Source organism: Ensifer sp. YR511 (assembly GCF_900103045.1).
GTDB lineage: Bacteria > Pseudomonadota > Alphaproteobacteria > Rhizobiales > Rhizobiaceae > Ensifer > Ensifer adhaerens.
In genome coordinates, this window is the sequence record NZ_FNGR01000021.1 from 1 (window position 1) to 26,570 (window position 26,570).

Consider the following 26,570-nt stretch of genomic DNA (forward strand, 5'->3'; position numbering starts at 1 on the left):
AGCGGGAAGACGAGAATGCGTTCACAGCCGGCCTTCTGCAGTGCGTCCATGCGCGAGGCGATCGACGGCTGGCCGTAGCGCATGCCCCAGTCGACGATGACGTTAGGCTGGTCGGCGAAGGACTTCGCCATCAGTTCGGACTGGTTGCGGGTGTAGGTCCGGAGGTAGCTTTCGTTCAAGTCCCTGTTCCAGATCGTCTCATAGGCCTTGCCGACCTTGCCGGGGCGGGTGTTGAGCACGATGCCGAACAGGATCGGGTACCAGAACAGTCGCGACCACTCGATCACCCGGCGGTCGGTCAGAAACTCCTTCAGGTAGCGGCGCATCGAGGTGTAGTCGGTGCCATCAGGCGTGCCGAGATTGACCAGCAGGATACCGACCTTTCCGGATTTGACGGACGGGTGGCTGGCAGGGGTGGTCACGGCAAGCTGATCGGTCATCTTCATCCTCGTCGGGTCCCCGTATCGGGACGCCGCTTTCGTTCCTTCGGTTTCCAGTCCTTCTAAAAAGAAAAGCCGGCGCGGGGAAGCCGCGCCGGCTCTGAAAGTAGAGGCAAATTGTCTTACTTTGCCGGAATCTCCAGTTCCTTGCCGACATGCAGGTGGCGCGGCGCCGGCTTGCCGTTGGCGTCGGAGATCTTCTTCCAGAGCGCGCCTTCGCCGTAGAAGGCCTTGGCGAGATCCCAGAGCGTGTCGCCCTTGGTGATCACGTGCTTCTGCGGGCCGCTCGCTGCCGCCGTGCCGCTGGCCGTTGCCGCCGGCTGGGCTGCCGTGGCGTCGGCAGCAGGCTTTGCGTCCGCCGCCGGCTGGGCTGCCGTGGCGTCGGCAGCAGGCTTTGCGTCCGCCGCCGGCTCGGCCGTTGCCGCACCGGCCGCCGAAGCGACCTCGGTGATGCGGCCGTCGGTATAGGGCTTGAACGGCTGGTGGGCGGCAAGGTAGTCGGCAAGCACGGTTTCGAGGCCCGGACCGTAGTCGTAGGCGTTTTCACCCTTCTCCTTGAAGACGTCGTAGCCGTCGCCGCCATTGCGCATGTAGTTGTTGGTGACGAGCGAATAGGTCTTGGCCGGATCGAGCGGGACGTAGGCCTCGCCTTCCTTCACCTCGACCGAGACGACGCGGCTGCCGACCGGCTTCGACTTGTCGAAGGAGAACTTCATGCCGGCCACCTGCGGGAAACGGCCGCCGCCTTCCTCAAGCTTGCTGAGACCGTTTTCCAGGGCTTCACGAATGCCGTCGCCCTTCATCTGGAAGGTCGCAACCGTGTTCTGGAACGGCAGGACCGTAATGGCTTCGCCCATCGAAACGTCGCCGGCATCGATGGAGGCGCGCAGACCGCCGCCGTTGGTGATGGCGATGGTCACACCCTGGCCCTTGACGCGGTCGAGCATGGCGTCGGTGAGCAGGCTGCCCATTTCGCACTCTTTGGTGCGGCAATTCTCGCGCGAGCCGTCGATCGGCGCCTCGGTCTTGGCGATGATCTTCGAGCGCAGCTCTTCGATCGGCTTGCCGAGTTCGGCGACGCGGGCAAGCACCGCCTCATCCGGCTTGACCGAGCTGTCGACCAGGATCGGGTCGCCCTTGGCGGCCTTGACCACGCCCTTGTCGTCGAAGGTAACGACGAGATCGCCGAGATATTTGGTGTAGGAGCCGGCCTGGACGACCGGAACCTTGTAGCCGCCTGGGTTGTCGACCATCGTCGGGTAAGGACCCTCGGCTTTTGCATCGGTGTTGGAGAGCAGGCTGTGCGAGTGGCCGCCGACGACGACGTCGACATCCGGGATCTTGGCGATGGCCGCGAGGTCGCGCGGATAGCCGACATGGGTGAGCGCTATGATCTTGTCGACGCCCTGCTTCTTCAGTTCCTCGACGGCTGCCGTGGTGGTGGCGACGTCGTCGCCGATCAGGATGTCCGGGCCGGGGGAAGAGAGTTCAGGCGTGTCGTTGGCAACCGCGCCGACGATGCCGACCTTCTGGCCACCGACATCGAGCACGATCGACGGCTTGATGCGGTCGCCGATCTTCGACTTCTGGCTCGGCAGCACGTTGGCGGTGACGACCGGGAAGGCGATCTTGTCGAGGAAGCCGGCAAGGCCGTCCTCGCTCTCGTCGAACTCATGGTTGCCGACGGTCATCGCGTCGAACTTCATCAGGTTGAGGAATTCGGCTTCCGCGAGGCCCTTGTAGGTGGTGAAGAACAGCGAACCCTGGAAGTTGTCGCCGGCGTTGAGCAGCAGCACGTTCTTGCCCGAGAGGTCCTGGCGCTTCTGGTCGATCAAGGCCTTGAGGCGCGCGACGCCGCCGAAGCACTCGTTCTTGCCCTCCTCTTCCGCCGAGCAGGTGGAATCGAACTTGTTGATCGATTCGATGCGGGAATGGAGGTCGTTGATATGCAGGATGTTCAATTCATAATCGGCGAAGGCTGCGCCCGAGGAGAGGGCAAGAATGGACGCGGTCATCAGGCCGGTCCGCACGTGTCTGATCATGATGTTCTCCTGTTTTGCCGGTTGTCGCCCGACCGCATCCGGTCCGCCGAAACGGATCCGGTCCCCACGGTCGGGGTGGCTTTGCCGGGCCGGATGTTTTCATCACTTGAAGGCGACTTCAAGCGTTAAAACCATGCCCTGGTTGTCGGGTTTACCGTTAAGGTTAAGTCGTGGCCCGCAAACGAAAAAAGCCTCCGGACGGAGGCTTTTGCAATTTCGTGTTTTCTGTTTTAGCCGCGACGCGCGAGCGAGAACTGTGCCCCGGCGTCGGTGGTGCAGTTGAGCTGGTTCTGCGTGACCAGAGCGCAAGCGACCTTCGACTGGGTGTTGCGCACCAGCGAGGTCATATTGATCTCGACAAGCGTCGGGCTCGTCTTGACGTAGTTGCCCGAGGCGAGCAACTGGTTGGTGTCGGTCGTGCGCGTGGAGAAGGTACCGCCGGCAAATGTCGAGACGATACCGTTCGGGTCTACCCAGGAGCCCTCGACGCCCGCAGCCTGGCGTGCCGGCTGCCCACCCTCATCGATGATCCGTGGCGACGACTGGCAGGAGGCAAGCGCGGCCGCGGTTGCGATTAGGGTCAGAACGGCGAATGGCTTCATAGGCGATTTCCCCCGCGTTTGGGTCGAGCGGATTGTTTCATTCCGGCAGACCATGCCGCGATCATGAGTTGAAAGCAAGAGCGGCAGGCCGCGGCCTCGGGCTTTTCCGCCAGAGATGAAAAGGCCCGGGGCACGTTCGTGTCCCGGGCCGGATGCGCTTACGTCTCAGCAGCTTAGCGAACGAGGATGTTCTTGAACTGCCACGGATCCTTGGTGTCGATGTCTTCCGGGAACAGGCCCGGGCGACCGTCGAGCGGGGTCCAGTCGGTGTAGTGACCTTCGACCGGGCCGAGGTAGGGCAGTTGGACTTCGAGGCAACGCTTGTAGTCCATCTCGTCGGCTTCGACGATGCCGGCCTTCGGGTTCTCGAGAGCCCAGACCATGCCGGCGAGAACGGCCGAAGTGACCTGCAGACCGGTCGCGTTCTGGTAAGGCGCGATGCGGCGGGTTTCTTCGAGCGACAGGCGCGAGCCGAACCAGTAGGCGTTCTTGTCGTGGCCGTAGAGCAGCACGCCGAGTTCGTCGACGCCGTCGACCAGTTCCTTTTCGTCAAGGACGTGGTGCACCGGCTGGGCGTTGCCGCCGTTGCCGAACATTTCGTGCAGCGACAGAACGGCGTCGTTGGCCGGATGGTAGGCGTAGTGGCAGGTCGGGCGATAGGTGACTTCGCCTTCCTTATCGCGAACCGTGAAGAAGTCGGCGATCGAGATCGCCTCGTTGTGGGTCACGAGGTAGCCATACTGCGGGCCGGGGGTCGGGCACCAGCTGCGCACGCGGGTGTTGGCGCCCGGCTGCTCCAGATAGATCGCTGCCTTGCAACCCTTCTTGTGCTTCTTGGCGTTCTTCGGCATCCAGTTTTCATGTGTGCCCCAGCCGAGTTCGGCCGGCTGCAGGCCTTCCGAGATGAAGCCTTCGACCGACCAGGTGTTCCAGAAGGTGTTGAACGGCTTCGGGTTCTTGGTGCGCTGGGTGTCGCGCTCGGCGATGTGCACGCCCTTGACGCCGACCTTCTTCATCAGCTTGGCCCAGCCTTCGCGGTCGTCCTGATGCGGCTCTTCGAACTTCACGCCAAGGTCGTTGGCGAGGTTGAGGAGGCCCTGCTTGACGAACCAGGAGACCATGCCGGGGTTGGCGCCGCAGGTGGAAACCGCGGTTGTGCCGCCCGGGTTCTTTTCCTTTTCCTTGCGCACGGTTTCGCGCAGCGCATAGTTGGTGCGCTCGGAATTGTCCATTTCGGCGTCGAAGTAGAAGCCGAGCCACGGCTCGACGACCGTGTCGACGTAGAGCACGTCGAGCTTGCGGCACATCTTCATCAGGTCGAGCGAGCCGGTGTCGACCGACAGGTTGACGCAGAAGCCCTGGCCTTCGCCTTCGGTCAGAAGCGGCTTCAGCAGTTCCTTGTAGTTGTCCTTGGTCACATGCGCGCGAACGTGACGAACGCCATGGCGTTCGAAGATCTCGTTGTCGGCAGCATCCTCACGGGGCTCGACCACGATCAACCGGTTCTTGTCGTATTTGAAGTGGCGCTCGATCAGCGGCAAGGTGCCGCGACCGATCGAACCGAAACCGATCATCACGATCGGACCGGTGATCTCGCCATAAACCGGATAGGTGGTATCTGCCATTTTTGTCTTACTCCTGAGAAAACTTTCCCTGTGGCGGTGGGTGACTAAGCATGAGGAAGCGGCTGTGGCCGCTGTTCTGGCTCGTATGAATGTGCCGACGGCCGCGATGCCCGTGGGGCACGCGGCGCTGTAGAGCATAGATTGCTGTCACAATAAAGAGCCGGCGGGTCAACCGCTATTTGCGTCTGTGCTTAACCGGCGATCGTGAGAAGTGCTTCAATCAGCCCGTCCCGCTTGCTGACAAGCCCCTTGTAGGCGGCCTGCGGCAAGGTCAGGGCGCGCAGCTGCTCGACGAAGGACGCGGCCAGGGCTGCGGCATCCGGCCGCTTGCGCAGCATCGTCAGCGGGTCCGAATAGATGCGGATAGTGAAGACGAGCGCACCGGTCTCAGGCAGCTTGCGCAGCGTCTGCCGTTCGATGCGGATGAAGGTCCGCTCCTCGGTCATCTCGATCGCACCGGCGGCGATGCCTTCGGATTTCGATTTCGGCAGGTGCAGCGCGCCGTCGACATTGACCGCCCAGTTGAAGCGCTCGACGAAGCGACCCGGCGGCAGGTTGTCGAACATGCGGGCAATCAGTTCGGCATTGCGGGTGCCATGCTCGAAACCCGGGACGGGGCCATGGATCTCGTTCATGGTGCGGCCGTATTTTTCGGCGAGCGACCAGGACGAGGGAAAGGCGACATAGGCAGCGTTCAGACGCCAGCCGTCTCCGGTCTTTTGCATGATGGCGAGATCGTCCTGGACAAGCGATCCCGAAACGGCCAGTGGATCATCGCCGTCGAGTGGCACGGGCTCGCCGCCGACGATCATGCTGTCGCCGTCGCGGCGGTAGATCTCTGGGTAGGCGGCCGGCAGGTAGTCGACCAGAATGCCCAGCAGTTCGCGCTGGGCGTCCTGCGTACCGTCGGCTGCGGCAAACACGGTACCGCGCGCTTGCGCAAGCAGCAGCTTCTTTTCGGAGAGATAGTGCTGCAGCTGGTCGTCCGGCTCAATCCAGCGATCGGGGTCGAGCTGGGCAAGGCCGATGGTGAAGGGTTTTGAAGAACCGTCGTAAGGCGTATGCTTCATGCGGAGCGACCGGTCGAGGTTGCGATTTAACCATATTCCCTATCGTTTCGCACGGTGAAACGCTTGTCACAAGCGGTTCGTGCTATAGCTACGGTAGAAGCATCCGCTTCGCGCCATAATTGATTAGTTCCCGGAGGCGTGACAGACCGTGACCGGTAGTCATCTCAAGGCTCTTGCGGCCCTACAGAGTAAAACACCCGTGCTGATCGCACTTTATGATCAGCACGATCGACTGCGCTTCGCCAATCCGGCGTTTCGCGCGGCCTACCATGTCGGTCCGGACGAGAGCCCGACCTGGGAAGAGATCATGCGTCGGAACCATGCCGCCGGACAGGGCACCATCCTGAAGTCGGAAGATATCGATGCCTGGATCGCCTCGACATTGCACCGGCGCGGCAAGGTGCCGTTCCGCGCCATGGAAACAGACCTGCACGACGGTCGCTGGCTGTGGATGACGGAGACGGTGGATGCGGATGGCTGCATGCTGTGCATCGCCGTCGACGTCACGACGATCCATGCCGAAGAACGGGAACTGCGCCAGGACCGCGACTTTGCGCTTCGGGCCGCCCAGGTCGACGAGCTGACGAGCGTGCCCAACCGCCGCTACACGATGGGGCGTCTCACCGAGTTCATCGCCAACTGCGCCGAGAACCCGCATATGTGGGGCTGTGTCGCGATCATCGATATCGATTACTTCAAGGCGATCAATGACCGCCACGGGCACCAGCGCGGCGACGAGGTTTTACTCGACTTTGCGCGCCAGATGCAGGAGTTCGTGCGCCGTTCGGACTGCTTCGGCCGGATTGGCGGCGAGGAATTCATGCTCATCCTGCCTGATACCACCATCAGCGAGGGCCACCGCATTCTCGATCGTCTGCTCGAACGGGTGCGCAATTCCCGCCCGCTCGAGAACATCCCGGAGTTCTTCTACACCTGTTCGGTCGGGGTTGCGGAGTATCGCGACGGGGACACGGTCAGCGACCTCTATGCACGCGCCGATCAGGCGCTCTATCTCGCCAAGCGCGATGGACGGGACCAGGTCAGGCGCCACACGCTTCCCGGCTCAGACCAGGAGGTTCACCCGGATCAGGCCCCGTAGCGAGTTGCCGAGATAAAGGTCGCCGCGGGCGAGGTCGTTAAGCGAAAGTCGCGCAACTCGCGCGCGGCGCTGGCAGATGAGCTCGGTACGCAGCACGCCGGCAAGCAGGCCGCAGGCGATCGGCGGCGTCTTGAGGATGCCGCTGCCGTCGTCGAGGAAGACGGAGGTGATCGTGCCTTCGCAGACCTCATCCTTCTCGTTCAGAAGCAGAACTTCGTCGGCCTCGCTCGGGCCGAACTCGCCGCGGGCTGCCTCATAGGCGGCGCGGCGACTGGTCTTGTAGCGCAGCAGCGGATCGCCCGACTTGAGCCGGGTGCTGGCAACCCGTACCCGCCAGACCGTATCTTGGGGGAGCGGCGCGAAGGGGGCGGTCTTCACCTCGATATGGCCGTCCGGGAAGAGCTCGAGGCGAACGCGAAGCGCGGCGCCGCCATCTCCGGCCTTGACCGCTGCAAGCAGCGCGGCCTGCGCGCCATCGGCGCCCGAAATGCCGAGACGGCGGGCGGATCGGACCAGCCGGGCGAGGTGCAGACGCAGGCGGATGAAACCGGCTTCGGGCTCGTAGCGCAGGGTTTCGATCAACGAGAAATCCGTCATCGGACGACCGCGTCATCGGCGGGCGCGACATCGCCTTCGCCGAGCGCGATCCTGTCGTCGCCAACGGCAAAGCGGGCCTTCAGGAGGCACTCTTCGTATTCGGACTGGGCGGTGCTGTCGAAGACGATGCCGCCGCCGACATTAAAGACGGCATCGCCATTTTCGAAGAGCGATATCGTCCGGATCGCGACGCTGAACCGCATCACGCCGTTCGGGGCGATGAAACCGATGGCGCCGCAATAGGCGTCGCGGGGACCGTCTTCCAGGTCGTGCAGGATTTCCATGGCGCGCATCTTCGGCGCCCCGGTGATCGAGCCGCAGGGGAAGAGCGCCGTGAAAATATCCTTGAGGCTGATCTCGGGCAGGAGCTTTGCTCGGACGTGGCTCACCATCTGGTGCACGGTCGGGTAGGTCTCGATGTCGAAGAGCTTGGGGACATTAAGCGTGCCGACCTCGGTGATGCGCGAGATGTCATTGCGCAGGAGATCGACGATCATCCGGTTTTCGGCCTGGGTCTTTTCGTCGGTGCGCATGGCGGCGATGATCTCGGCGTCTTCCGCGGCCGACGCGCCGCGCTTGGCCGTGCCCTTCATCGGGTGGGTCTCGATCCAGCCGTCCGCATCGACACGGAAGAAAAGCTCCGGCGAGCGCGACAGGAGCACTGGCCCGTCGAGCGCGACGAGCGCGCCGTACTTGACCGGCTGCCGGTCGATCAGCGACCAGAAGGCTGCGCGCGGGTCGCCGGACCAGCGGGCGCGGATCGGCATCGTCAGGTTTGCCTGGTAACAATCGCCCTTTCGCAAATGCAGGTGCAGGCGGTCGAAACGTTCGCGGTAGGTATCGAAATCCCAGCCGGCGCGCGGTTCGCTCAAGAAGGGTTCGTTCTCGGTTCGCCGCTGCGGCTCGGCGAGGGGATGATCCTCGCTCGGCGCATCGAAGATGCCGAATGACATCAGCGGCGTCTTGCGATTTTCCTCGGCAAAGCCTTCGAGCTTCTCCTCGAAGAGATGGCCGGCCTCATAGGACATGAAGCCGGCAATCCATTTGCCTGATTTGTGCGCGCGTTCAAGCTCGGCAAGGCCGCGGACAAATTCGGCCTTCGTGCGGGCCGTTATGACGCGCGAAGGCGCTGCGAAAACCGTGGTGCGGCTTTCGCTGTCGTCCCGGAACAGCACATAGGGTGCAGTGTCGTTCATAAAGTCGTCTTGTCGATCGCGCAGCGATCCGGACCCTTGTCCGGATCAGGCCTTATCAAGCGCTTCGAGTTCGTCGATGAGCCCTTCGATCATCGACAGTCCCTGTGCCCAGAACGACGGATCGGTGGCATCGAGGCCGAAGGGGGCGAGCAGTTCGGAATGGTGCTTGGTGCCGCCGGCCTTCAGAAGCTCGAAGTACTTGTCCTGGAAGCCCTGTTCGGCGTTCTGGTAGACCGCGTAAAGCGAGTTCACCAGGCAGTCGCCGAAGGTATAGGCATAGACGTAGAAGGGCGAATGGATGAAGTGCGGGATATAGGCCCAGTAGGTCTCGTAGCCTTCGGAAATCCGGATGGCCGGGCCAAGGCTCTCGTTCTGCACCGACAGCCACAGCTTACCGATATCGTCGGCCGTCAGCTCGCCTTCCTTCCGCGCGGTGTGCACCTTGCGCTCGAACTCGTAGAAGGCGATCTGGCGCACGACCGTGTTGATCATGTCCTCGACCTTCTGGGAGAGCATGGCCTTGCGCTCGCGCTTGTCCTTCGTCTGGTCGAGCAGTGCGCGGAAGGTCAGCATCTCGCCGAAGACAGACGCGGTTTCGGCGAGCGTCAGCGGCGTCGAGGCCATCAACGCGCCCTGTCCGCCGGCAAGCACCTGGTGCACGCCGTGGCCGAGCTCGTGGGCGAGCGTCATCACGTCGCGCGGCTTGCCCATGTAGTTGACGAGCACATAGGGGTGAGCCGACGGCACCGTCGGGTGGGCGAAGGCGCCCGGCGCCTTGCCGGGCCGCACCGGCGCGTCGATCCAGCGCTCGTCGAAGAAACGGCGGGCGATATCAGCCATTTCCGGCGCGAAGGCATTATAGGCGGAGAGCACCGTGTCCTTGGCCTCGTCCCAGGAGATCAGCGCGTTCGGCGTTTCCGGCAGCGGCGCGTTGCGGTCCCAGAAATCCATCTGCTCCATGCCGAGCCACTTTGCCTTCAGCGAATAGTAGCGGTGCGACAGGCGCGGATAGGCGGACTTGACCGCTTCGGCGAGTGCATCGACGACCTCGCGCTCGACGCGGTTGGCCAGATGCCGGCTGTCGGCAATATCCTTGAAGCCGCGCCAGCGGTCGGAGATTTCCTTGTCCTTGGCGAGCGTGTTGGTGATCAGCGTGAAGGTGCGGATATTGGCCTTGAAGGTTTCCGCCAGCGCCATCGCCGCCTTCTTGCGAACGTCGCTCGACGGGTCCTGCAGCAGGTTCAGGGTGACCTCGAGCGGCAGCGCTTCACCGTCGACAGTGAAGGTGAGGCTTGCCATAGTCTCGTCGAACAGCCGGTTGAAGGCGGCGGCACCGGTCATCGATTTTTCCAGGAAAAGCTGCTCCAGCTTGTCGTCGAGCTGATAGGGCTTGTCCATGCGCAGGTCGGTCAGCCAGGGCTTGTAATGGGCGGCGAGCGCGTCTGTTTCGAGTGCCTTGTCGAGGATCGCGTCGTCGATGCGGTTCAGCTCCAGGGAGAAGAACAGGAGATGCGCCGACATGTCGGTGAGCTTCGACTGCACATCGCCGTAAAGCTTGCCATTCTCCGGCTTGGACGTGTCCGAAAAATAGGTGAGGCCGGCAAACGACGCGATGCGGCCCATGATGTCTTCGAGCGCTTCGAATTCCCGCACGGCAGCGCCGATGCCGGCTTCGCCGCTCTGCGTCGCCGCTTCGGCCAGCTTGCCCTTCCACTTGGTCTCGAAGGCGATCGCGTCGGCATCGGCCTTCTTCATATCGTTGCGAAACGCATCCGAGGAAGCGGAGGCATAAAGATCCTCCAGCCGCCAGGAGGGCAGGTCACCGAGGTCGGCAGCGGCGCCATGGGTCTGGCCGGCGGCGGCGCGGACAACAAATTGCTCGGGGGCGAAGGGGCGGAAGGTCATCGTCGGATTTCTCTCGTTCGTGACAGGAAGAGGCAGCGATATGGGCCCCATTGCTATCGCCGGCAATGGATAAAATGCAAGCATTTCTCAAAACATGATGTTCAGCCCTTTATGGCACAGATGCCTGACGTGATTTGGCACATGAGGTTGGCCAAAGAGTACCGCGTGTCCAGAGCAGGAGGCTTCCGTGACATCACACATTCTGGTCATTGATGACGATCCGGTGCAGCGCCGGTTGCTGACGAACATGATCGAGCGTCTCGGTCATGTGGCGCATCTCGCCGATAACGGCCGCAGCGGTCTGGAACTGCTGGAGCGCAAGGGCGGCATGATCAATGTCATCCTTCTCGATCTCCTGATGCCGGAAATGAACGGCCACGGCTTCCTCGAAGCGCTGGCCGAGCGCGGCGTCGACACGCCGGTCATCGTCCAGACCGGACAGGGCGGCATCGAGACCGTGGTGCACGCGATGCAGGCCGGCGCCTTCGACTTCCTGGTCAAGCCGGTCTCTCCGGAACGGCTGTCCGTGGCCATCAGCAATGCGCTGAAAATGGCAAGCCGTGACGGCAAGGTCAAAACCTCGCGCCGTCCGCGCGGTGGCGCCGTCGGCTTCGACGATATCGTCTCGGCAAGCCCCGCGATGATCCGGGTGATCGACCTTGCGCGCCGCGCCGCGCAGTCCAACATCCCGATCGTGCTCGAGGGCGAATCTGGCGTCGGCAAGGAAATGGTGGCGCGCGCCATCCAGTCGGCAAGCGACAGGGTCGGCAAGCCCTTCATCACCGTTAACTGTGGCGCCATCCCGCACAATCTGGTCGAGAGCATTCTCTTCGGTCACGAAAAGGGTGCCTTTACCGGCGCGACCGAAAAGCACACCGGCAAGTTCGTCGATGCGGACGGAGGAACGCTGTTCCTCGACGAGATTGGCGACTTGCCGCTCGAGGTTCAGGTGAAGCTGCTGCGCGCGGTTCAGCAGGGTGAGGTCGAGACGATCGGCGCGCGCCATCCGCAGAAGGTGAACGTGCGGCTGATCTCGGCCACCAACAAGGACCTGATCAACGAAGTGCGCGAAGGGCGGTTCCGCGAGGATCTCTACTACCGCCTCAATGTTTTCCCGATCACCATTCCGGCGCTTCGCCGACGCAAGGAAGATATCCCGGTGCTGGTGCGCTCCTTCGTCGAGCGCTTCGCCGCCGAGCAGCGGCTGAACCAGCCGCTGACGGTATCGAGCGGTGCGCTCGCGCTTCTGACCGCCTATGATTGGCCGGGCAACATTCGCCAGCTCGAGAACGCGATCTTCCGCGCCGTCGTGCTGGCCGAGGGCAACGAACTGACGGTGAAGGATTTCCCGCAGATCGCCACTCAGATACCCGGCTACGTGGTTTCCGATCGTTCGGGCTTCTCCTGGGGCGAGGGCGGACCGGAGCGGGCGCCGGCTGGCGGCGAGACGGCATCAAGCGTCTATCCCGACTTCGCGAGTGCGGCGAAGTCCATGGAGGCGGAAGCCTCCAGCGACCCGCGCATGGAGAATGCGATCGCCAGCGTCGACGAGGGCGGAGACGTGCGCAAGCTTGCCGAAGTCGAGGAGGAATTGATTCGTTTTGCGCTGAAATTCTACCGCGGCCAGATGAGCCAGGTGGCCCGAAAGCTCGGTATCGGCCGGTCTACCCTCTACCGCAAGCTGAAGGATTATGGCATCGATCCCGATAACCCTTTGAGAGAGGCGGCATAAAATCGACGCATTCACGATTCATTAGCCGTGCTATTCAGTCACCGCCGTTTAGACCTTGTTAGTGAAGTATTCACTATATTATAAGGGGCGGTGACGACTGTGGCAAATTTGCCATGCTGTCACCTTATTTGACAGTCATCTGAGACAGCGAAGCACGGTTGTCCGTCGGACGGGGATTGAATGCCAAATTTGTTCGGTTTTAAGAAGCCGCTCGGCTCCTTAGCGAGAGTCTGCGCGGCGGTCACCCGCCGGGTGCCGCAGGTTCTGACATCCGTTGCTCTTGCGGCTGCCCTCGTTACGCCTGGTTTTGCTCCTCCCGTGGAGGCCGCAGGCCAGACCCGGACACTGAAGCTCTATTTCATTCATACTCAGGAAAAGGCGCAGATCACCTTCAAGCGCAATGGCCGCTACGACGCCAAGGGTCTGCAGGAAATCAACCGTTTCCTGCGCGACTGGCGTCGCAACGAGCCGACGAAGATGGACCCGCGCCTGCTCGATCTCGTCTGGGAAGTCTATCAGAAGAGCGGATCGCGCGATTACATCCACGTCGTTTCGGCCTATCGTTCGCCGGCGACCAACGGCATGCTGCGTTCGCGTTCGAAGGGCGTCGCCAAGAAGAGCCAGCACATGCTCGGCAAGGCGATGGACTTCTATCTGCCTGATGTGAAGCTGAAGACGCTGCGTGAAATCGGCGTGAAATTCCAGGTGGGCGGCGTCGGTTACTACCCGACTTCCGGCTCGCCTTTCGTCCATATGGATGTCGGTGGCGTTCGCGCCTGGCCGCGCATGAGCCGTGCCGAATTGGCGCGCCTCTTCCCCGACGGCAAGACCATGCATCTGCCGTCCGACGGCAAGCCGCTTCCGGGTTATGACCAGGCGGTTGCCGACTACAAGCGTCGCGTCGGCGCGTCGGCGATCCAGGTCGCCGGTGGCGGCGATACGGGCCCGGGCGATACGGCGAGCGGCAAGCGCCGCGGCAACCTGTTCGCCATGCTCTTTGGCGGCGGCGGTGACGAGGATGAAGAACCCTCGGCAATCGCAGCCGGCCCCGGTGCCGACGATGAAGGTGGCGCAGCTCCTGCTGCCAAGGTGCAGACGGCTGCCGCGCCCGCCGCTCAGGAAGCGCTGCCCGGCGTCGCCGGTTCTGTCGCCGCCGAGCCGACGGTTGCTGCCGAACAGAACATCAATGCGCCGGTCCCGGCGGTGCGGCCTGCCTTCAAGCAAGCGCCTGCCGATGGTGGCGTAGCCGTAGCCCTGGTGGCGCCGGAGAAGAGCCCCGCGCAGGAAGCCCTTGCTGCCGCCCTGCCGCCAACCTCGGAAATGCCGAGCGAGTTTGCCGACCTCGGCTCGATGAAGGTTCCTGTACCGCAAATGCTTGACCGCCGCGACATGAACACGCTCGTCGCATCCGCCGATGCCGAACCGGACATGCAGGCGCTCGGTTTCGTGCCGGTTCCGGCCGTGCGGCCCGCGGGTGACGCGGCGCTTGCCGCCGTTGCCGATGCACAGGTCGTGATCCCCTCCTTCGCGGAGCGCCCGGTCGTGGCATCCGCCGAACCGCCGCGCGACGTGGCGGCCGAAGCCAAGACCCGTGTCGCGCTTGCCCAGCCGACGCCAGCTGAACGTCAGCCGGTTGCCCAGCCGCAGCCGATCGAGATGGCAGCCTATGCGCCGCAGTCGGGTACGAATGCGCGCGCCGCGATCTTCGACAGCGCCTTCGACACGCAGGCGGAAGCTCCGGCCAAGGGCGGCCGACCGAAGAAGAACGACGCCGATGCCGCGACCCGCTCGTCGGTGCGCGCCGAGCCGAAGCTGACCCAGAAGATTATTTCCGAATGGGCGCTTTCGACCGGCCGCGTCGCAACGCTGTCCAAGCCGGTGAAGGCGCCGCGCTTCGTCAGCAAGTCTCTGCGTACTGCTCCGACGACGGTCTATGCCGCCGGCTTCTCCAGCAGCGCTGGACCAAACGTCGACACGGCCCGGTTCAGCGGCAATGCCGTCAACTTCATGGAAGTGAAGAAGTTCAGCACCAACTGAGCTTCCACCAAACCCTAGACACGAAAAAGCCCGCCGATCTGGCGGGCTTTTTCGTGTCTGTATTCTGCCTTCGCCTTATGTCGGCTCCCGGCTGCATTGAGAGCCTCTGCTGCCGGGTTCACGCGCGGAAGGCGAAGGCCGCCTGTCGGCGGCCTTCAAAAGGCTTGCTTATTCCTCGTCGGCTGCCGGCACCATGCCGAGCGCCTGGAGGTAGGTGTCGAGGATCGCTTCCTGTTCCATGCGCTCGTCGTGGTCCTGCTTGCGGATCGAAATGACCTTGCGCAGGATCTTGGCGTCGAAACCTGTGGACTTGGCTTCGCCATAGACGTCCTTGATGTCGTCGGCGATGGTCTTCTTTTCTTCTTCCAGGCGTTCGATCCGTTCGATGAAAGCACGAAGCTGATCGCGTGCGACGCCGTGAGCATCCGACATGGTCTTCTCCTTGATAGGGGGAATGGAATTTCTTGGGTGCCGTGACGTGCCGCGAACGGCCGCCAAGGTCAAGGGTGATTGCGCAACAACGCGGTCATTTCCGTGGCAGAGGCGGGCGAAACGGCCCTATTCCTTTGATCACGACGGTTTGCGTCGGCTCGATCCAGCCATCATTTTGAAGCGGCTTACGAGTTAGAGCGGAATGCCGCGGAAACCCGCATACGCCTTTCCTCACTCAGCTTTGGGCCGGTTGAACTCGAACGCCGCCTTTTGTTCTGCGGATGCTTCCCTCTGGTTGCGCTCGCGCCATTCCTCGTAGGGCATGCCGTAGATGATCTCGCGCGATTCCTCCTTGGCAAGCGGAACGCCAGCCTGTTCGGCGGCTTCGCGATACCAGTTGGACAGGCAGTTGCGGCAGAAGCCGGCGAGGTTCATCAGGTCGATGTTCTGGACATCGCTGTGCTCGCGCAGATGGTTGACCAGCCGGCGAAAGGCGGCGGCCTCGAAGGCGATCTGTTGCTCCGGGGTCAGTTCGGTCATGGTCGCTCGTCCTCTTCATCATAGGCGCCGGTGCGCGAGATGTGCCGCTCGTACCGATGCAGTTCGGGCATGGCGTTGAGGCTTGCCAGGATCGGCGCCAGCCGCTCGGCCCAGGCGGCAACGCCTTCAGAGTCGGCGATCAGATCCTGCCGCACCTCGATCAGGGCATGCGCAATGCCCGGCACCATGCAGTGCCGGAACATGGTATCGCCGCGCAACGCGCCGTCATAGGGTTCATTGTTGCCGACGACGATATCGCCCGGTGCCTCGAGCCTGTCGATCAGTGGCCGAACGGCGCGGCCGTCGCTGTCCCAGAGGACGGCGGCGTGCCAGGGACGGGCGACGCCCTTCCAGGCCGGCGTGTAGGAATGGATGGAGATGACCAGCGGTGCTGCGCCATGCGCCTCGGCGCTTCGGCCGATGGTCTCGGAGACGGCGCGGTGATAGGGACGATGGAACCGGTTCAGCCGGTTCTCCCACTCCTTCTCGGTGATGGGATGGTTTCCCGGAATGATCGCTCCGTCGGAAATCCGCATGATCAGCGTCGGGTCGTCCTCGCCGCGATTGGGATCGATCAGCAAGCGCGAGAAGCAGCCGAGAACGGCCGGCGCATCGAGCATCGCAGACAGGCGCCGCACGAGCGCTTCGACACCGATATCATAGGCGATGTGCCGCTCGAAGGCCGCGGCGGGAAGGCCGAGACTGCCATACTCGGCAGGCAGCCGGTTCATCGCGTGATCGGCAAGGAGCACGAGCCCGGTTGTGGGCTTGGCTTCGATAATCTCATAGGGAGAATAGTGTTGCATGCCGTTCCAGTCCGTTTCAGCGCCCCGTCTCGCTGATCGCACGCGAGGGCGTCAATCGCAAGAAAAACGCAACTGTTTATCGAAATCCGAAAGCAATTTACCGATTGTAATCGATTAGAGTTACGTTGACTTTCGGGGCTGCCCGTCGCAAGAAAGTGCCACGCAAATCAAAACGGAGTTCCATCGGAAACCGTGTCCAGATATCCTTTTTCCAAAGCGAAGCCGGGGCTGACGACACTGGGAGGCATCCTCCTGTTTCTCCTGGCAACATCAAGCTCATTTCTTTTCGCCAGCGACGCACGCGCCGACTTCCGCGTGTGCAACGGCACCCAGACACTGGTCGGCGTAGCCATCGGCTACCGAGCCAAGGACGGCTGGATGACGGAAGGCTGGTGGCAGGTGCCTGCCAACACCTGCGCGACCCTGATCGAGGGCGAGCTACAGTCACGATATTATTATCTTTACGCGGAAGATGCGGCCCGTGGCGGCCGCTGGACCGGTGACGTCAACATGTGCGTTGCCGAGAACGAATTCAAAATCACGGGCGTGCAGGACTGCTTCGCCCGCGGCTTCCAGCGCATGGGATTCAAAGAGTACGACACGGGACGGCAGGGAAGCTGGATGGTTCAGCTTTCGGATCCGTCCGGCACGCAGGAAAGCCAGAATTGATGAAGCGGAACAGAAAAGTCAAAATCCTCGCAACGCTCGGACCGGCGTCTTCGGACGAGCAGATGATCCAGAAGCTGCACGAGGCCGGGGCCGATCTGTTCCGCATCAACATGAGCCATGCGAGCCACGACGTGATGCGCACGCTGGTGCAGCGCATCCGCGCAGTCGAGGCGCGCTGTGGCCGGCCGATCGGCATCCTCGGCGACCTGCAGGGACCGAAGCTGCGCGTCGGCAAGTTCGCGGAAGGCAAGGTGGACCTGAAGGTCGGCCAGACCTTCACGCTCGACAACAAGGACGAGCCTGGCGACAACACCCGCGTCTATCTGCCCCATCCGGAGATCCTCGAAGCGGTCAAGCCCGGCCATCGGCTGCTGATCGACGACGGCAAGCTGCACCTGAAGGCTGAAAAGACCGATGGCAAGAGCATCGTCACGACGGTCGTCGCCGGCACGAAGATCTCCGACCGCAAGGGCGTCAGCCTGCCCGATACGCTGCTTGCCGTCGGCGTACTGACCGACAAGGATCGTGCCGACCTCGACGCCGTTCTGGCGACCGGCGAATTCGACTGGGTGGCGCTCTCCTTCGTGCAGCGTCCGGAAGACCTGGCAGAGGTTCGCAAGATCGCCCGCGGCCGCGTCGGCCTGATGTCGAAGATCGAAAAGCCGCAGGCGCTCGACCGCATCGACGAGATCATCGAGCTCTCCGACGCACTGATGGTTGCCCGCGGTGACCTCGGCGTCGAGATGCCGCTGGAATCGGTGCCGGGCCTGCAGAAGCAGCTGACGCGCGCATGTCGCCGCGCCGGCAAGCCGGTAGTGGTCGCCACGCAGATGCTGGAATCGATGATTTCGGCTCCGGTCCCGACGCGTGCCGAAGTCTCCGACGTCGCGACGGCCGTCTTCGAAGGTGCGGACGCCGTCATGCTTTCGGCAGAATCGGCCTCGGGCGAATATCCGGTGGAAGCCGTTTCGACCATGGCGTCGATCGCCAGCAACGTCGAGCGCGACCCGCATTATTCCAGCATCATCTACGCGCAGCGCACGCCGCCGGAAGCCACCGGTGCCGACGCGATTTCGCTTGCGGCCCACCAGATCGCCGAGACGCTGCGGCTCTCTGCCATCGTCTGCTACACCTCGTCGGGTACGACGGGTCTGCGCGCCGCCCGCGAGCGGCCGCAGGTGCCGATCATCGCGCTGTCGCCGATCGTGCAGACGGCGCGCCGCCTCTCGGTCGTCTGGGGCCTGCATTGCGTGGTCACCGAGGATGCGACAGACCTCGACGACATGGTCAACCGCGCATGCCGCATCGTTGCCTCGGAAGGCTTCGGCAAGCCGGGCGAACGCATCATCATTTCGGCCGGCGTGCCGCTCGGTACCCCGGGCGCGACCAACATGCTGCGTATCGCCTATATCGGCTCGGACGGCATGAGCGGCGTCTGACGCCCGCTCTCTTTCTCGGACTGCAACGAAACCCCAGGAGCGCTGATCCGCTCCTGGGGTTTCGTGTTTTGTTGATGATGGCAGCTAGCGGGATAACGGGCGCGCCGAGAAAGGCTGCCAGATGAGGTGCGGCCCAACGGATGGCCTGGCACGATCAGGGTGTCTTGGCGGCGGCAAGCCTTTCTTCGGCGCGCTTTACTGCCGCATCCAGATCCCCGGGCTTGCCGGCCAGCTTCTCCACCGCGGCGACGATGACATCGGTGACCACATAGTCGGGCTTATGGCCGAGATTGCCGATCCAGAGCAACTCGGCGCCGGGGATATCGCGCGCCAGCCCGCGTGAGTGGATATCGGCCAGCACGATGCCATCGCTGTCGCCGGTGATGATCACCGTCGGTGCGGCGATCTCCCGGTAGCGCGGCGCGGTCGCGGTCAGATAGGCGTGCAGGTTGGCGATGTCGCGGGCATTGCTGAGGAAGGTCGAGGGACGCAGCACGAGATGCGGGCCAGTCTTGTCGATGTAGTCGGCCGGCCGTGGATTGGGCGAAAAGATCGAGTGTGTGCCGCCCTCGATGCGCCGCTGCCCGAGCGGCGTCACCAGCGTGTGGGCGAAGAGCCAGCCGACGAAGGGCAGGGCCGTCAGGCGGTAATACCAGTCGATGCCGCCGGGCCAGGGATGGGTCGCCGGCGCCAGCAGGACGAGGCCGGCGGTCTTGTCCGGGTGGTTAAGGGCGAAGCTCGCTGCAATCGCGCCGCCGAAGGAGTGGCCGACGATCACGGCGCGACGAATGCCGCGCTTGTCCATCAGCTTTGCGGTCGCATCCGCCTGACCGTCCGGCAAGTCGTTTTCCGGCCCGCCGCGCTCCGAGTAGCCGTGGCCCGGGCGATCGACGAACAGCATCTCGGCGCGGCCGTCAAGGGCCGGTGCGAAGGCATGCAGCTGGTCGAGCAGGTTGCCGCTGGCGCCATGGATGAAGACGACGGGCAAGAGGTCGGCTTGTCCGCCGGCGGGCAGGTGTACGCTGTTCATGCGGTAGCCGCCGATGTCGATCAGTTCGCCGACATTGGGAAAGCGCCGGGCGAAGCTACGCGCGTGCCAGAGGCTGTAGGCGACGCCGGCGAGTATCAGTGCAAGGGACAGGAGCGCAACTGGGAACATAGTCTCTATTTGTCTTCCGGCGCCCGGCTTTCAAGGCGTAAGCGAACCCTTGGGGCCACCGGCACTTATCCTTTGCCATTGCGGCCAGATGTCGTCCACGGCGCGCCGGCGGGCCAGCACGAACTCTGGCAGCGCCCCATCCCGGTTGCCTTTGTTGTAGCGGTTGTCCGTGCGATCGACAACGAGGACCGGAGGCGCGCCGAATTGATCGGCTGTGATGTCGACGATGAAATCGCCGCATTCGACCCAGGCATGGCTTTGCCAGCTCTTCCCGCAGTTGAAGCCGAACGGTCCGATTTCAGGCTCCAACGGCCCGCTGCGCGGCGTTCCGCAGACCCAGTCGGCGCTGAAGCCTTGGGTGCTCAAGACGCGCTGCAGGAACAGGCTCGTGCGGCCGCAGGTGCCTTGCGAGGCGATCGTGGGGCGGTCCGCGCCGGCGTGACGATGCCATTCGATCCAGATCGGTTCGATGAAATGGCGCGCGGCTGTCGCGATCTTCAGAAGCGATGTCCTGTCGGAGAGGATGGGCGGTGGCGGGCTTGGCAATCGACTGGAACACGCGTTGTCAGGTCTTGCTGCCGGCGAGTTTTTCGGCAAGTTCGCCCAGTTGTTCCTGCGCCTTGCGATCGGCGGGATAAATGTCCAGGAACTGTTCCCAGGCACGCATGGCAAGCTCATCCTTGCCGGAGGCGCCGAGGATCGCCGCCATGCCGGCAAGCGCGCCAAAGTGGCGGGGCTCGATCGACAGCACGCGATTGATGTCCGACATGGATTTCCGGTAGTTGCCCATCGCGTAATGCAGTGTCGCGCGGCGGTTCCAGCCTTCGACATAATTGGGTGCAAGGGCGATAACCTGGTCGAGGATATCGAGAGCGGCCGGCTGCTTGTTGTCGGTGATCGCCTTGTCGGCCCATTGCATCAGCAGATTGACGGTGGCGCTGCCGGAATCCTGCCACTCGATGCGGATCTGGTTGGAGAGCTCGCGTGCCTTGTCGGGGTCGCGTTCCTTTTTCAGGTCGGCGAACAGGGTGTCGAGGCGCTGCTTCGGGGTGGTGAGGCTGGTTGCTTCCGGTTGGGTCGAGGCTTCCGCCGCGAAGGAAACATTGCCAGCTCCCGTGGAGGTGGCGAGCAGGGCGGAACACGCCAGAATCAAGGGTATAAAAACTCGCATGGCGAGCATGTTAGCTCGCCACGGAATAACTTCAAAATCAATTCTGGGACATCGCTTGAGCGCTGTCCCCAAGTCCCCTGTCGGGTCTCAGCCCTGACGAGCCTTGAAGCGCGGGTTGGACTTGTTGATGATGTAGATGCGGCCCTTGCGACGAACCAGACGGTTTTCGCGGTGGCGGGTCTTGAGCGACTTGAGCGAATTCTTGATCTTCATTTTCCTGATCCGCAGGTTTCGGGGAATGAAAATTCGCCCGGTATCTCTAACAATCAAAAGCGCGCCCGTGAGCGCGCTCCTTTAAGGTGGGATGGCAAATACCGTGTCACCCCTGGTGTGTCAACCACAAGACGCCCCATTTTGGTGTCTTGCCCCGCATTTCTATGGTCCTCAGCCGCGGACGAGCCGCGTGACGTGGCCCATTTTGCGGCCGGCGCGGGCCTCGGTCTTGCCGTAGAGGTGCACCAGCACGTCATCCTCGGCAAGCCATCCGGGGACCGTGTCGAGGTCGTCGCCGATCAGGTTCTGCATGACGCAGTCCGAATGGCGACGCGGATTGCCGAGCGGCAGTCCGGCGACGGCACGGATATGCTGCTCGAACTGCGAGACGACGCAGGCAGCTTCCGTCCAGTGGCCGGAATTGTGCACGCGGGGCGCCATCTCGTTGACGATCAGGCTGCCGTCGGCGAGCACGAAGAACTCGACGCCGATGACGCCGACATAGCCGAGCGCATCGAGGATCGCCTTGGCGGCAACCCGTGCCGCTTCGCCGGCCGCAGCACCGATCTCTGCCGGGACCGTCGAGGTATGGAGGATGCCGTTGCGATGCACGTTTTCCGCCGGATCGAAACAGGCAACGGCGCCATCGGGCGCGCGGGCGGCGATGATCGAGATTTCGCGCTCGAAGGGCACGAAGCTTTCGAGGATCAGCGGTACGCCGCCGAGTGCTGCGAAAGCGCCCGCTGGGCTGTCTGCCGTCGAGCGGAAGACGCGCTGTCCCTTGCCGTCATAGCCGAGGCGACGGGTTTTCAGCACGCCGGTCCCGCCGAAATCCGCAAGGGCCGCTTCAAGGTCGGCCTGGCTGTCGACGGCATGGAAGCGCGCCGTGGCAATGCCGCAGCCGTTGATGAAGCGCTTCTCGGTGAGGCGGTCCTGCGCGACTTCCAGCGCTTTCGGTGGCGGGAAGACGGGGCGTTTTGCCGCCAGTCGCTCGGCAGCCGCGACCGGAACGTTCTCGAATTCATAGGTTATGATGTCGCTGACTTCAGCAAGCTTTCCGAGCGCGGCTTCGTCGTCATAGGCAGCGACGATCTGGTCGTTTGCGACCTGGGCAGCCGGACAGTCGACCTGCGGCTCGAGGATGACCGTGCGGAAGTTCAGTCGGGCGGCTGCCATCGCCAGCATGCGGCCGAGCTGGCCGCCGCCGATAATGCCGATGGTGGTCATGCCTCGTCCACCGGATACTCGGCAACGGCAATGGTCTGCTGTTCGCGCCAGTCGTCGAGCCGGTCGGCGAGGTCCTCGTCGCCAAGCGCAAGGACGGCTGCGGCAAGGAGGGCTGCGTTGACGGCACCGGCACGGCCGATCGCCAGCGTTCCGACCGGGATGCCGGCCGGCATCTGGACGATCGACAGCAGGCTGTCCTGGCCGGACAGTGCCTTCGACTGCACGGGGACGCCGAAGACCGGCAGCGGCGTCATCGAGGCACACATGCCGGGCAGGTGCGCAGCACCTCCGGCACCGGCGATGATGACCTTGAAGCCCTCGTCGCGGGCGCCCTTGGCGAAGCTGACCAGCCGATCGGGCGTGCGATGGGCCGAAACGATGCGTGCCTCATAGGGAATGTCGAGCGCGTCGAGCGTATCGGCGGCGTTCTTCATCGTCTCCCAGTCCGACTGGCTTCCCATGATGATGGCGACGGGTGGGGTCGTGGTGTCGATCACGTCTGTCCTGTTCCGCGTTCAGGCGATGATATCGGGAATGATCTGGTCTTCGATCTTGCTGATCTTGTCCTTGATCGCCAGCTTCTTCTTCTTCATGCGCTGCACTCTGAGCGCGTCGCAGCCGGTCTCGATCATGGCGTTGATGGCAGCATCATAGTCTTCATGTTCCTGCCTCAGCCGCGCGGCGGTCAGTCTGAGTTCGGCCTGGTCCTGGTCCGGCATGCAAAGCGATCCCCATCAGCCCGGTTGCGAAGTCCTCCTCGAACCGGAATTTCATGCGCCGCTCTATCACATCTTGGGCGGTAACGGGAAGTTATCCCTCGTCATCATTTCGCCTTCGACAAATGAAAAATGGCATGGCACAGTAGTAAGGTTACAACCATGAAACATCCGGCATTTGCGTGCCGGATGCAAGCAAAAGGAAGGGACTGCCAAATGACTGTTGAGGCTCATCTTGCAACGCTTGAGAAAAAACATGGCGCCCTGGAGCAGGAGCTCCACGTAGCGATGAATCAGCCGTCCGTGGAAGACGAACTGATTACCGATATCAAGCGAAGGAAGCTGCGCATCAAGGACGAAATCGAAAGGCTTCGCTCCTCGACTCACTGATTATCAACGGTATTTCCCAGAACCATCGGGAAGCGCCATCTCCCCTCTGAGTAGGCGCAACAAGGTTTAGAACCAATCCCCCACAGTGGAATATATGGAATTTCGGGCCGGGCTTGACGCCCGGTCCTCTTGTTTTCCGGGTCGTCGCTTCCAAGCTCAAGACCAGAACTGGTCGAGCCAGAGGTTGAGGCGGTCAAACCCCGGCCGGTTGATCGCATAGATCCGCCGCGTGCCGCTCGCCGAGACCGAGACCAAATTGCAGTCCAGCAAGGCTTTCAGGTGCTGCGATACGGCCGGACGGCTGATCGGCAAGCCTTCGGCCAGCTCGTTCACGGTTTTCGGCGCGCGCCGCAATTCCTCCAGCAGGTAGCGCCGGTTCGGGTCCGCAATGGCATCGAAAGGGTCCGCGATCGTCATGGGCGGACGTTAGGCGAATTTTTGCAAGGCAGCAAGAATTTTGTGCGGTGCGAAACGCTAATTTTGCTTTGCAATATTTCCGTAATACTTGGGTGGCGGCTCAGCCGCCCGCAGCGAGGCCGACGATACCGTCCCAGAGCAGCTTCGAGCCCGCGATGAAGGCCATGCTATACATGAAGGGGTAGAAGATCTGCGGCTTCATGCGGCGAACGATAAAGGCGCCGCACACGGTCGCGACGATCGCGAGCGGAAAGAGCGTCGCCGAGATTTTCAGGTTGCTGAGGTCGAGTTGCCCGAGTGCGAAATAGGGAATGAGCTTCACCGCGTTCAGGATCGCGAAGAAGCGCACGATCGTGCCGGTATATTCGCGCGGGTCGAGCTGCAGTGGCAGCGCGTAGATCTGGAAGGGCGGGCCGCCGGCATGCGCAACGAAGCTGCCATAGCCGGCGAACGAGCCCCAAAGCGCCGCCGGCCCGGCCCGCTGCGTCTTCGGCGCGATGGTGATGCCGAGGCGCATGCGCCAGATGTTGTAGACGTAGCGAAGCACGAAGAGCACGGTGATCAGGCCGATGATCAGGCGGAGCAGGTCACGCGAGACATAGGCGGAGGTTGCCCAGCCGATGACGATGCCGGCAATGGCGCCGGGCAAAAGCATGAAAAGGGTCTTGCGGTCGCCATGCTTGCGCCACATCCAGAGCGATACAAGATCCATCGCGATCAGGATCGGCAGGAGAAGGGCGGCGGCCTGGACGGGCGACACCGCCATCGACAAGATCGGTACACCCATGAGCGAAAGTGCTTCCCCCATGCCGCCCTTGCTGAGGCCGACAAGCAGAACGGCCGGGATGGCGATAAGGTAGAAGTCGAGATCCGGAAGCATGGGTGGCTGTTGATCCTTTTGCAGTCTCCGTCTATCGGTTTTCGGAAATGAAATCGAGCGCTGGTTTCGCGGCTTACGCGGCACAGCCGGAAATGGATATCTGAGCATGACAACAGAACGCTGCCGCCTGGTGCTGATCGCGCCCGACATGCCCGATGCGGCGGAACGTGCCAAGGTGCTCGCCGACGCGCTCAAGGGTGGCGACGTCGCCTCGGTGATCGTGCCGCAATACGGGCTCGACGATAGCGAGTTCCAGAAGCATGCCGAGCGCCTGGTGCCGGTCATCCAGGAGGCGGGCGCCGCAGCGCTGATCGCGGGCGACTCGCGCGTTGCCGGCCGCGCCAAGGCGGATGGCCTGCATGTTTCCGGCAATGCCGAAGTGCTCGGTGAGGCGGTCGAGAAGCACACGCCGAAGCTGATCGTCGGCGGCGGCAACGCGGCCGACCGCCACCATGCGCTGGAGATCGGCGAAGTGCGCCCGGACTACGTGTTCTTCGGCAGGACCGACGGCGACATCAAGCCGGAGGCGCATTCGAAGAACCTCGCGCTTGCCGAATGGTGGGCGTCGATGATCGAGATCCCGTGCATCGTCATGGGCGGCACCGATCCGCAATCGGCGCTTGCAGTGGCGGAGACCGGTGCCGAGTTCGTGGCGCTTCGTCTGGCCGTCTTCGGTGAGCCAGGACAGGCGCCCTCCGTCGTTGCCGCGGTCAACGCGTTGCTTGACGAAAAAGCGCCACGGTTTGAAGATTAAGACGTTTCGATGTTGAACCGTCCGTCTTCCAGATTGAGTCGAGGTCTTTCCCTTGTCGCCCTGGCCGTTGCCCTGGCGCTGCCGGCGCATGCGCAGGAGAAGCCGTCCGCAAGCGACGATGCCGGCGTCGAAAAGCGTGGCCGCATCACGCCCTTCAACGGCGCTGCGATGCCCGAAGGAGCCGAGACTGGCGACAAGTCGAACGCGGCTTCGGACAAGAAGCCGGCGGACGGCACGGCGCCATCTGGAGGCGTGGGTGTCTTTGATCGCATGGGCGCCGAATTGCCGGCGCTGCCGGCCGAAAAACCCTTCGCCGGCAAGGTCGACGACGCCTACGGCGCGTTTCAGCGCGGCTATTACCTGACCGCGATGGATCTGGCGCTGCCACGGGCGCAGCTCGGCGATCCTGCGGCACAGACGCTGATTGCCGAAATCTTGCAGCAGGGGCTTGGCGTCGTGCGCAACCCGCAGCAGGCTGCCTTCTGGTATGGCCAGGCGGCGGAAAAAGGCGACCCGGCGGCGATGTTCAAATATGCCCTGATCCTGATGGAGGGGCGCTACGCCAAGCGTGACCGGAAAAAGTCCGAAGAGCTGATGAAGAAGGCGGCCGATCTCGGCAATGGCTCGGCACAGTTCAATTACGGCCAGACGCTCGTTGCCGACAATCCCGGACCGAAGGGATTGAAGCTGGCGATGCCCTATTACGAGAAGTCGGCCGAACAGGGCATTGCCGACGCGCAATATGCGTTGTCGCAGATCCTGGTCAATGTCGACGGCATCGAGGAAAGCAAGCGGGCGCGTGCCCGCGAATGGCTGATCCGTGCGGCGCGGGCGGGCTTCGATACCGCCCAGTTGGACATCGCGATCTGGATGATCGAAGGCATTGCCGGTGATCGGAACCTGGAGGACGGCTTCGGCTGGATGCGCCGGGCGGCCGAGGGCGGCAACGTGGTGGCGCAGAACCGTCTCTCGCATCTCTATGTCAATGCCATCGGCACGAGGCCCAACCCGGTCGAGGCGGCGAAATGGTATGTGCTGTCACGCCGTGCCGGTCTCAAGGACGATGCGCTCGAGGACTTCTACCTCGGTCTCAATGAAGAGCAGCAGAAGCAGGCGCTGAGTGCGGCCAACAGGTATCGCCGGAGCTGAGCGAGGCGGAATCCCGTCGCCGCCGGCCGGCAAAAATGCTATTTCGCTTGAACTCGCGGGGCTTTTGTGGTTCTGAGGCCGCGGTTTTGCTCGTGGCGCCATGACAGTGGCAGCAATGCGCGAGCGGAGTGAGACTTCACTCGGTTTTTTGACGACGGAACACGGTTTGCAGCTTGCCCTTGGGGCCGGCAATGCGCCTATGTTTCGTCAAGCAGGTTCAACGTCCGATCGAACGCGTTCGATCGGCCTTCGTTTTTCAAGGG

Annotated in this window: 28 protein-coding genes; 8 read left to right on the plus strand and 20 right to left on the minus strand. The window is 62.9% G+C overall.

Annotated features, from left to right (window positions below; genetic code table 11):
• The 5 genes from BLU15_RS26840 to BLU15_RS26860 all read right to left on the minus strand — a co-directional run.
• Nucleotides 1–440 (minus strand): ferrochelatase (locus BLU15_RS26840; RefSeq protein ID WP_176960366.1); only part of this gene is annotated, 440 nt, incomplete at its 3' end.
• A 122-nt stretch (nt 441–562) separates the two neighbouring features.
• The gene (locus BLU15_RS26845) at nt 563–2,482 is read right to left on the minus strand and encodes a bifunctional metallophosphatase/5'-nucleotidase (RefSeq protein WP_090299697.1); all 1,920 of its coding nucleotides are present in this window, start codon (nt 2,480–2,482) and stop codon (nt 563–565) included.
• Nucleotides 2,483–2,712: 230 nt separating this feature from the next.
• Complete coding sequence (omp10, locus tag BLU15_RS26850; RefSeq protein WP_090299699.1) at nt 2,713–3,084, minus strand: outer membrane lipoprotein Omp10; 372 nt, start codon at nt 3,082–3,084, stop codon at nt 2,713–2,715.
• A 173-nt stretch (nt 3,085–3,257) separates the two neighbouring features.
• Complete coding sequence (locus BLU15_RS26855; RefSeq protein WP_090299701.1) at nt 3,258–4,709, minus strand: homospermidine synthase; 1,452 nt, start codon at nt 4,707–4,709, stop codon at nt 3,258–3,260.
• 191 nt (nt 4,710–4,900) lie between these two features.
• A complete protein-coding gene (locus tag BLU15_RS26860; RefSeq protein ID WP_060581091.1) occupies nt 4,901–5,779 on the minus strand; it encodes a heme-dependent oxidative N-demethylase family protein in 879 nt (292 codons plus the stop codon).
• Between the two features lie 148 nt (nt 5,780–5,927).
• Between BLU15_RS26860 and BLU15_RS26865 the strand changes: the two genes are divergently transcribed.
• Entirely contained in the window at nt 5,928–6,878 is a 951-nt protein-coding gene (locus tag BLU15_RS26865) for a sensor domain-containing diguanylate cyclase (protein ID WP_034806098.1), read from the plus strand.
• On the opposite strand, the gene BLU15_RS26870 is transcribed toward BLU15_RS26865, so the two are convergent.
• From BLU15_RS26870 to BLU15_RS26880, 3 genes are read right to left on the minus strand one after another with little or no spacing between them, the layout of a single operon-like run.
• The gene (locus tag BLU15_RS26870; RefSeq protein ID WP_060518639.1) at nt 6,843–7,475 is read right to left on the minus strand and encodes an aminotransferase class IV family protein; all 633 of its coding nucleotides are present in this window, start codon (nt 7,473–7,475) and stop codon (nt 6,843–6,845) included. The two genes, BLU15_RS26865 and BLU15_RS26870, sit on opposite strands and share 36 nt — an antisense overlap.
• A complete protein-coding gene (locus tag BLU15_RS26875; protein WP_090299703.1) occupies nt 7,472–8,671 on the minus strand; it encodes an aminodeoxychorismate synthase component I in 1,200 nt (399 codons plus the stop codon). The genes BLU15_RS26870 and BLU15_RS26875 overlap by 4 nt, the downstream gene beginning before the upstream one ends.
• Before the next feature lie 45 nt (nt 8,672–8,716).
• Complete coding sequence (locus BLU15_RS26880; RefSeq protein WP_090299774.1) at nt 8,717–10,576, minus strand: M3 family oligoendopeptidase; 1,860 nt, start codon at nt 10,574–10,576, stop codon at nt 8,717–8,719.
• A gap of 187 nt (nt 10,577–10,763) precedes the next feature.
• Between BLU15_RS26880 and BLU15_RS26885 the strand changes: the two genes are divergently transcribed.
• Both BLU15_RS26885 and BLU15_RS26890 read left to right on the plus strand, forming a co-directional pair.
• The gene (locus BLU15_RS26885; protein ID WP_034806104.1) at nt 10,764–12,308 is read left to right on the plus strand and encodes a sigma-54-dependent transcriptional regulator; all 1,545 of its coding nucleotides are present in this window, start codon (nt 10,764–10,766) and stop codon (nt 12,306–12,308) included.
• Between the two features lie 180 nt (nt 12,309–12,488).
• Nucleotides 12,489–14,345 carry a peptidoglycan L,D-endopeptidase MepK gene (locus BLU15_RS26890; protein ID WP_090299705.1) on the plus strand — a complete coding sequence of 619 codons (1,857 nt, stop codon included), beginning with the start codon at nt 12,489–12,491 and terminating at the stop codon, nt 14,343–14,345.
• Between the two features lie 168 nt (nt 14,346–14,513).
• Here the strand turns inward: BLU15_RS26890 and BLU15_RS26895 are convergent, their stop codons facing one another.
• The 3 genes from BLU15_RS26895 to BLU15_RS26905 form a co-directional block, all read right to left on the minus strand.
• On the minus strand, nt 14,514–14,777 hold the full coding sequence (locus BLU15_RS26895; protein WP_034806111.1) for a DUF2312 domain-containing protein: 264 nt from the start codon (nt 14,775–14,777) through the stop codon (nt 14,514–14,516).
• A gap of 231 nt (nt 14,778–15,008) precedes the next feature.
• Nucleotides 15,009–15,317, minus strand: coding sequence for a DUF1244 domain-containing protein (locus tag BLU15_RS26900; protein ID WP_090299706.1), 309 nt, complete (start codon nt 15,315–15,317; stop codon nt 15,009–15,011).
• Nucleotides 15,314–16,123, minus strand: coding sequence for an N-formylglutamate amidohydrolase (locus BLU15_RS26905; protein ID WP_090299708.1), 810 nt, complete (start codon nt 16,121–16,123; stop codon nt 15,314–15,316). The genes BLU15_RS26900 and BLU15_RS26905 overlap by 4 nt, the downstream gene beginning before the upstream one ends.
• Nucleotides 16,124–16,315: 192 nt before the next feature.
• Here BLU15_RS26905 and BLU15_RS26910 point away from each other — a divergent pair, with 192 nt between their 5' ends.
• Both BLU15_RS26910 and pyk read left to right on the plus strand, forming a co-directional pair.
• Complete coding sequence (locus BLU15_RS26910) at nt 16,316–16,792, plus strand: DUF1036 domain-containing protein (protein WP_051659725.1); 477 nt, start codon at nt 16,316–16,318, stop codon at nt 16,790–16,792.
• Nucleotides 16,792–18,231, plus strand: a complete 1,440-nt coding sequence (pyk, locus tag BLU15_RS26915; RefSeq protein WP_060518631.1) for a pyruvate kinase — start codon at nt 16,792–16,794, stop codon at nt 18,229–18,231. Before BLU15_RS26910 ends, pyk begins: the two co-directional genes overlap by 1 nt.
• Nucleotides 18,232–18,385: 154 nt before the next feature.
• Here the strand turns inward: pyk and BLU15_RS26920 are convergent, their stop codons facing one another.
• From BLU15_RS26920 to BLU15_RS26950, 7 genes are all read right to left on the minus strand, one after another.
• A complete protein-coding gene (locus BLU15_RS26920) occupies nt 18,386–19,390 on the minus strand; it encodes an alpha/beta fold hydrolase (protein ID WP_090299710.1) in 1,005 nt (334 codons plus the stop codon).
• Between the two features lie 30 nt (nt 19,391–19,420).
• Nucleotides 19,421–19,756, minus strand: a complete 336-nt coding sequence (locus BLU15_RS26925) for a hypothetical protein (RefSeq protein WP_143034267.1) — start codon at nt 19,754–19,756, stop codon at nt 19,421–19,423.
• Nucleotides 19,757–19,955: 199 nt separating this feature from the next.
• Nucleotides 19,956–20,570: a tetratricopeptide repeat protein gene (locus BLU15_RS26930; RefSeq protein WP_034806119.1), complete on the minus strand. Its 615-nt coding sequence runs from the start codon at nt 20,568–20,570 to the stop codon at nt 19,956–19,958.
• A 78-nt stretch (nt 20,571–20,648) separates the two neighbouring features.
• Nucleotides 20,649–20,774: a type B 50S ribosomal protein L36 gene (gene ykgO, locus BLU15_RS26935; RefSeq protein ID WP_034806120.1), complete on the minus strand. Its 126-nt coding sequence runs from the start codon at nt 20,772–20,774 to the stop codon at nt 20,649–20,651.
• 171 nt (nt 20,775–20,945) lie between these two features.
• Complete coding sequence (locus tag BLU15_RS26940; RefSeq protein WP_090299712.1) at nt 20,946–22,001, minus strand: 5-(carboxyamino)imidazole ribonucleotide synthase; 1,056 nt, start codon at nt 21,999–22,001, stop codon at nt 20,946–20,948.
• Nucleotides 21,998–22,462: a 5-(carboxyamino)imidazole ribonucleotide mutase gene (purE, locus tag BLU15_RS26945; protein ID WP_034806641.1), complete on the minus strand. Its 465-nt coding sequence runs from the start codon at nt 22,460–22,462 to the stop codon at nt 21,998–22,000. The genes BLU15_RS26940 and purE overlap by 4 nt, the downstream gene beginning before the upstream one ends.
• A 54-nt stretch (nt 22,463–22,516) precedes the next feature.
• Complete coding sequence (locus BLU15_RS26950) at nt 22,517–22,720, minus strand: YdcH family protein (protein WP_034806122.1); 204 nt, start codon at nt 22,718–22,720, stop codon at nt 22,517–22,519.
• A gap of 213 nt (nt 22,721–22,933) precedes the next feature.
• Between BLU15_RS26950 and BLU15_RS26955 the strand changes: the two genes are divergently transcribed.
• Complete coding sequence (locus BLU15_RS26955) at nt 22,934–23,107, plus strand: YdcH family protein (RefSeq protein ID WP_034806123.1); 174 nt, start codon at nt 22,934–22,936, stop codon at nt 23,105–23,107.
• A 156-nt stretch (nt 23,108–23,263) separates the two neighbouring features.
• Here the strand turns inward: BLU15_RS26955 and BLU15_RS26960 are convergent, their stop codons facing one another.
• Together BLU15_RS26960 and BLU15_RS26965 are read right to left on the minus strand one after the other, a co-directional pair.
• Entirely contained in the window at nt 23,264–23,524 is a 261-nt protein-coding gene (locus tag BLU15_RS26960) for an ArsR/SmtB family transcription factor (RefSeq protein ID WP_090299717.1), read from the minus strand.
• A gap of 100 nt (nt 23,525–23,624) precedes the next feature.
• Nucleotides 23,625–24,404, minus strand: coding sequence for a sulfite exporter TauE/SafE family protein (locus BLU15_RS26965; protein WP_034806126.1), 780 nt, complete (start codon nt 24,402–24,404; stop codon nt 23,625–23,627).
• 106 nt (nt 24,405–24,510) lie between these two features.
• Here BLU15_RS26965 and BLU15_RS26970 point away from each other — a divergent pair, with 106 nt between their 5' ends.
• Nucleotides 24,511–25,158: a thiamine phosphate synthase gene (locus BLU15_RS26970; RefSeq protein ID WP_060605949.1), complete on the plus strand. Its 648-nt coding sequence runs from the start codon at nt 24,511–24,513 to the stop codon at nt 25,156–25,158.
• A 9-nt stretch (nt 25,159–25,167) separates the two neighbouring features.
• On the plus strand, nt 25,168–26,307 hold the full coding sequence (locus BLU15_RS26975; RefSeq protein ID WP_034806130.1) for a tetratricopeptide repeat protein: 1,140 nt from the start codon (nt 25,168–25,170) through the stop codon (nt 26,305–26,307).
• Nucleotides 26,308–26,570: the final 263 nt, after the last annotated feature.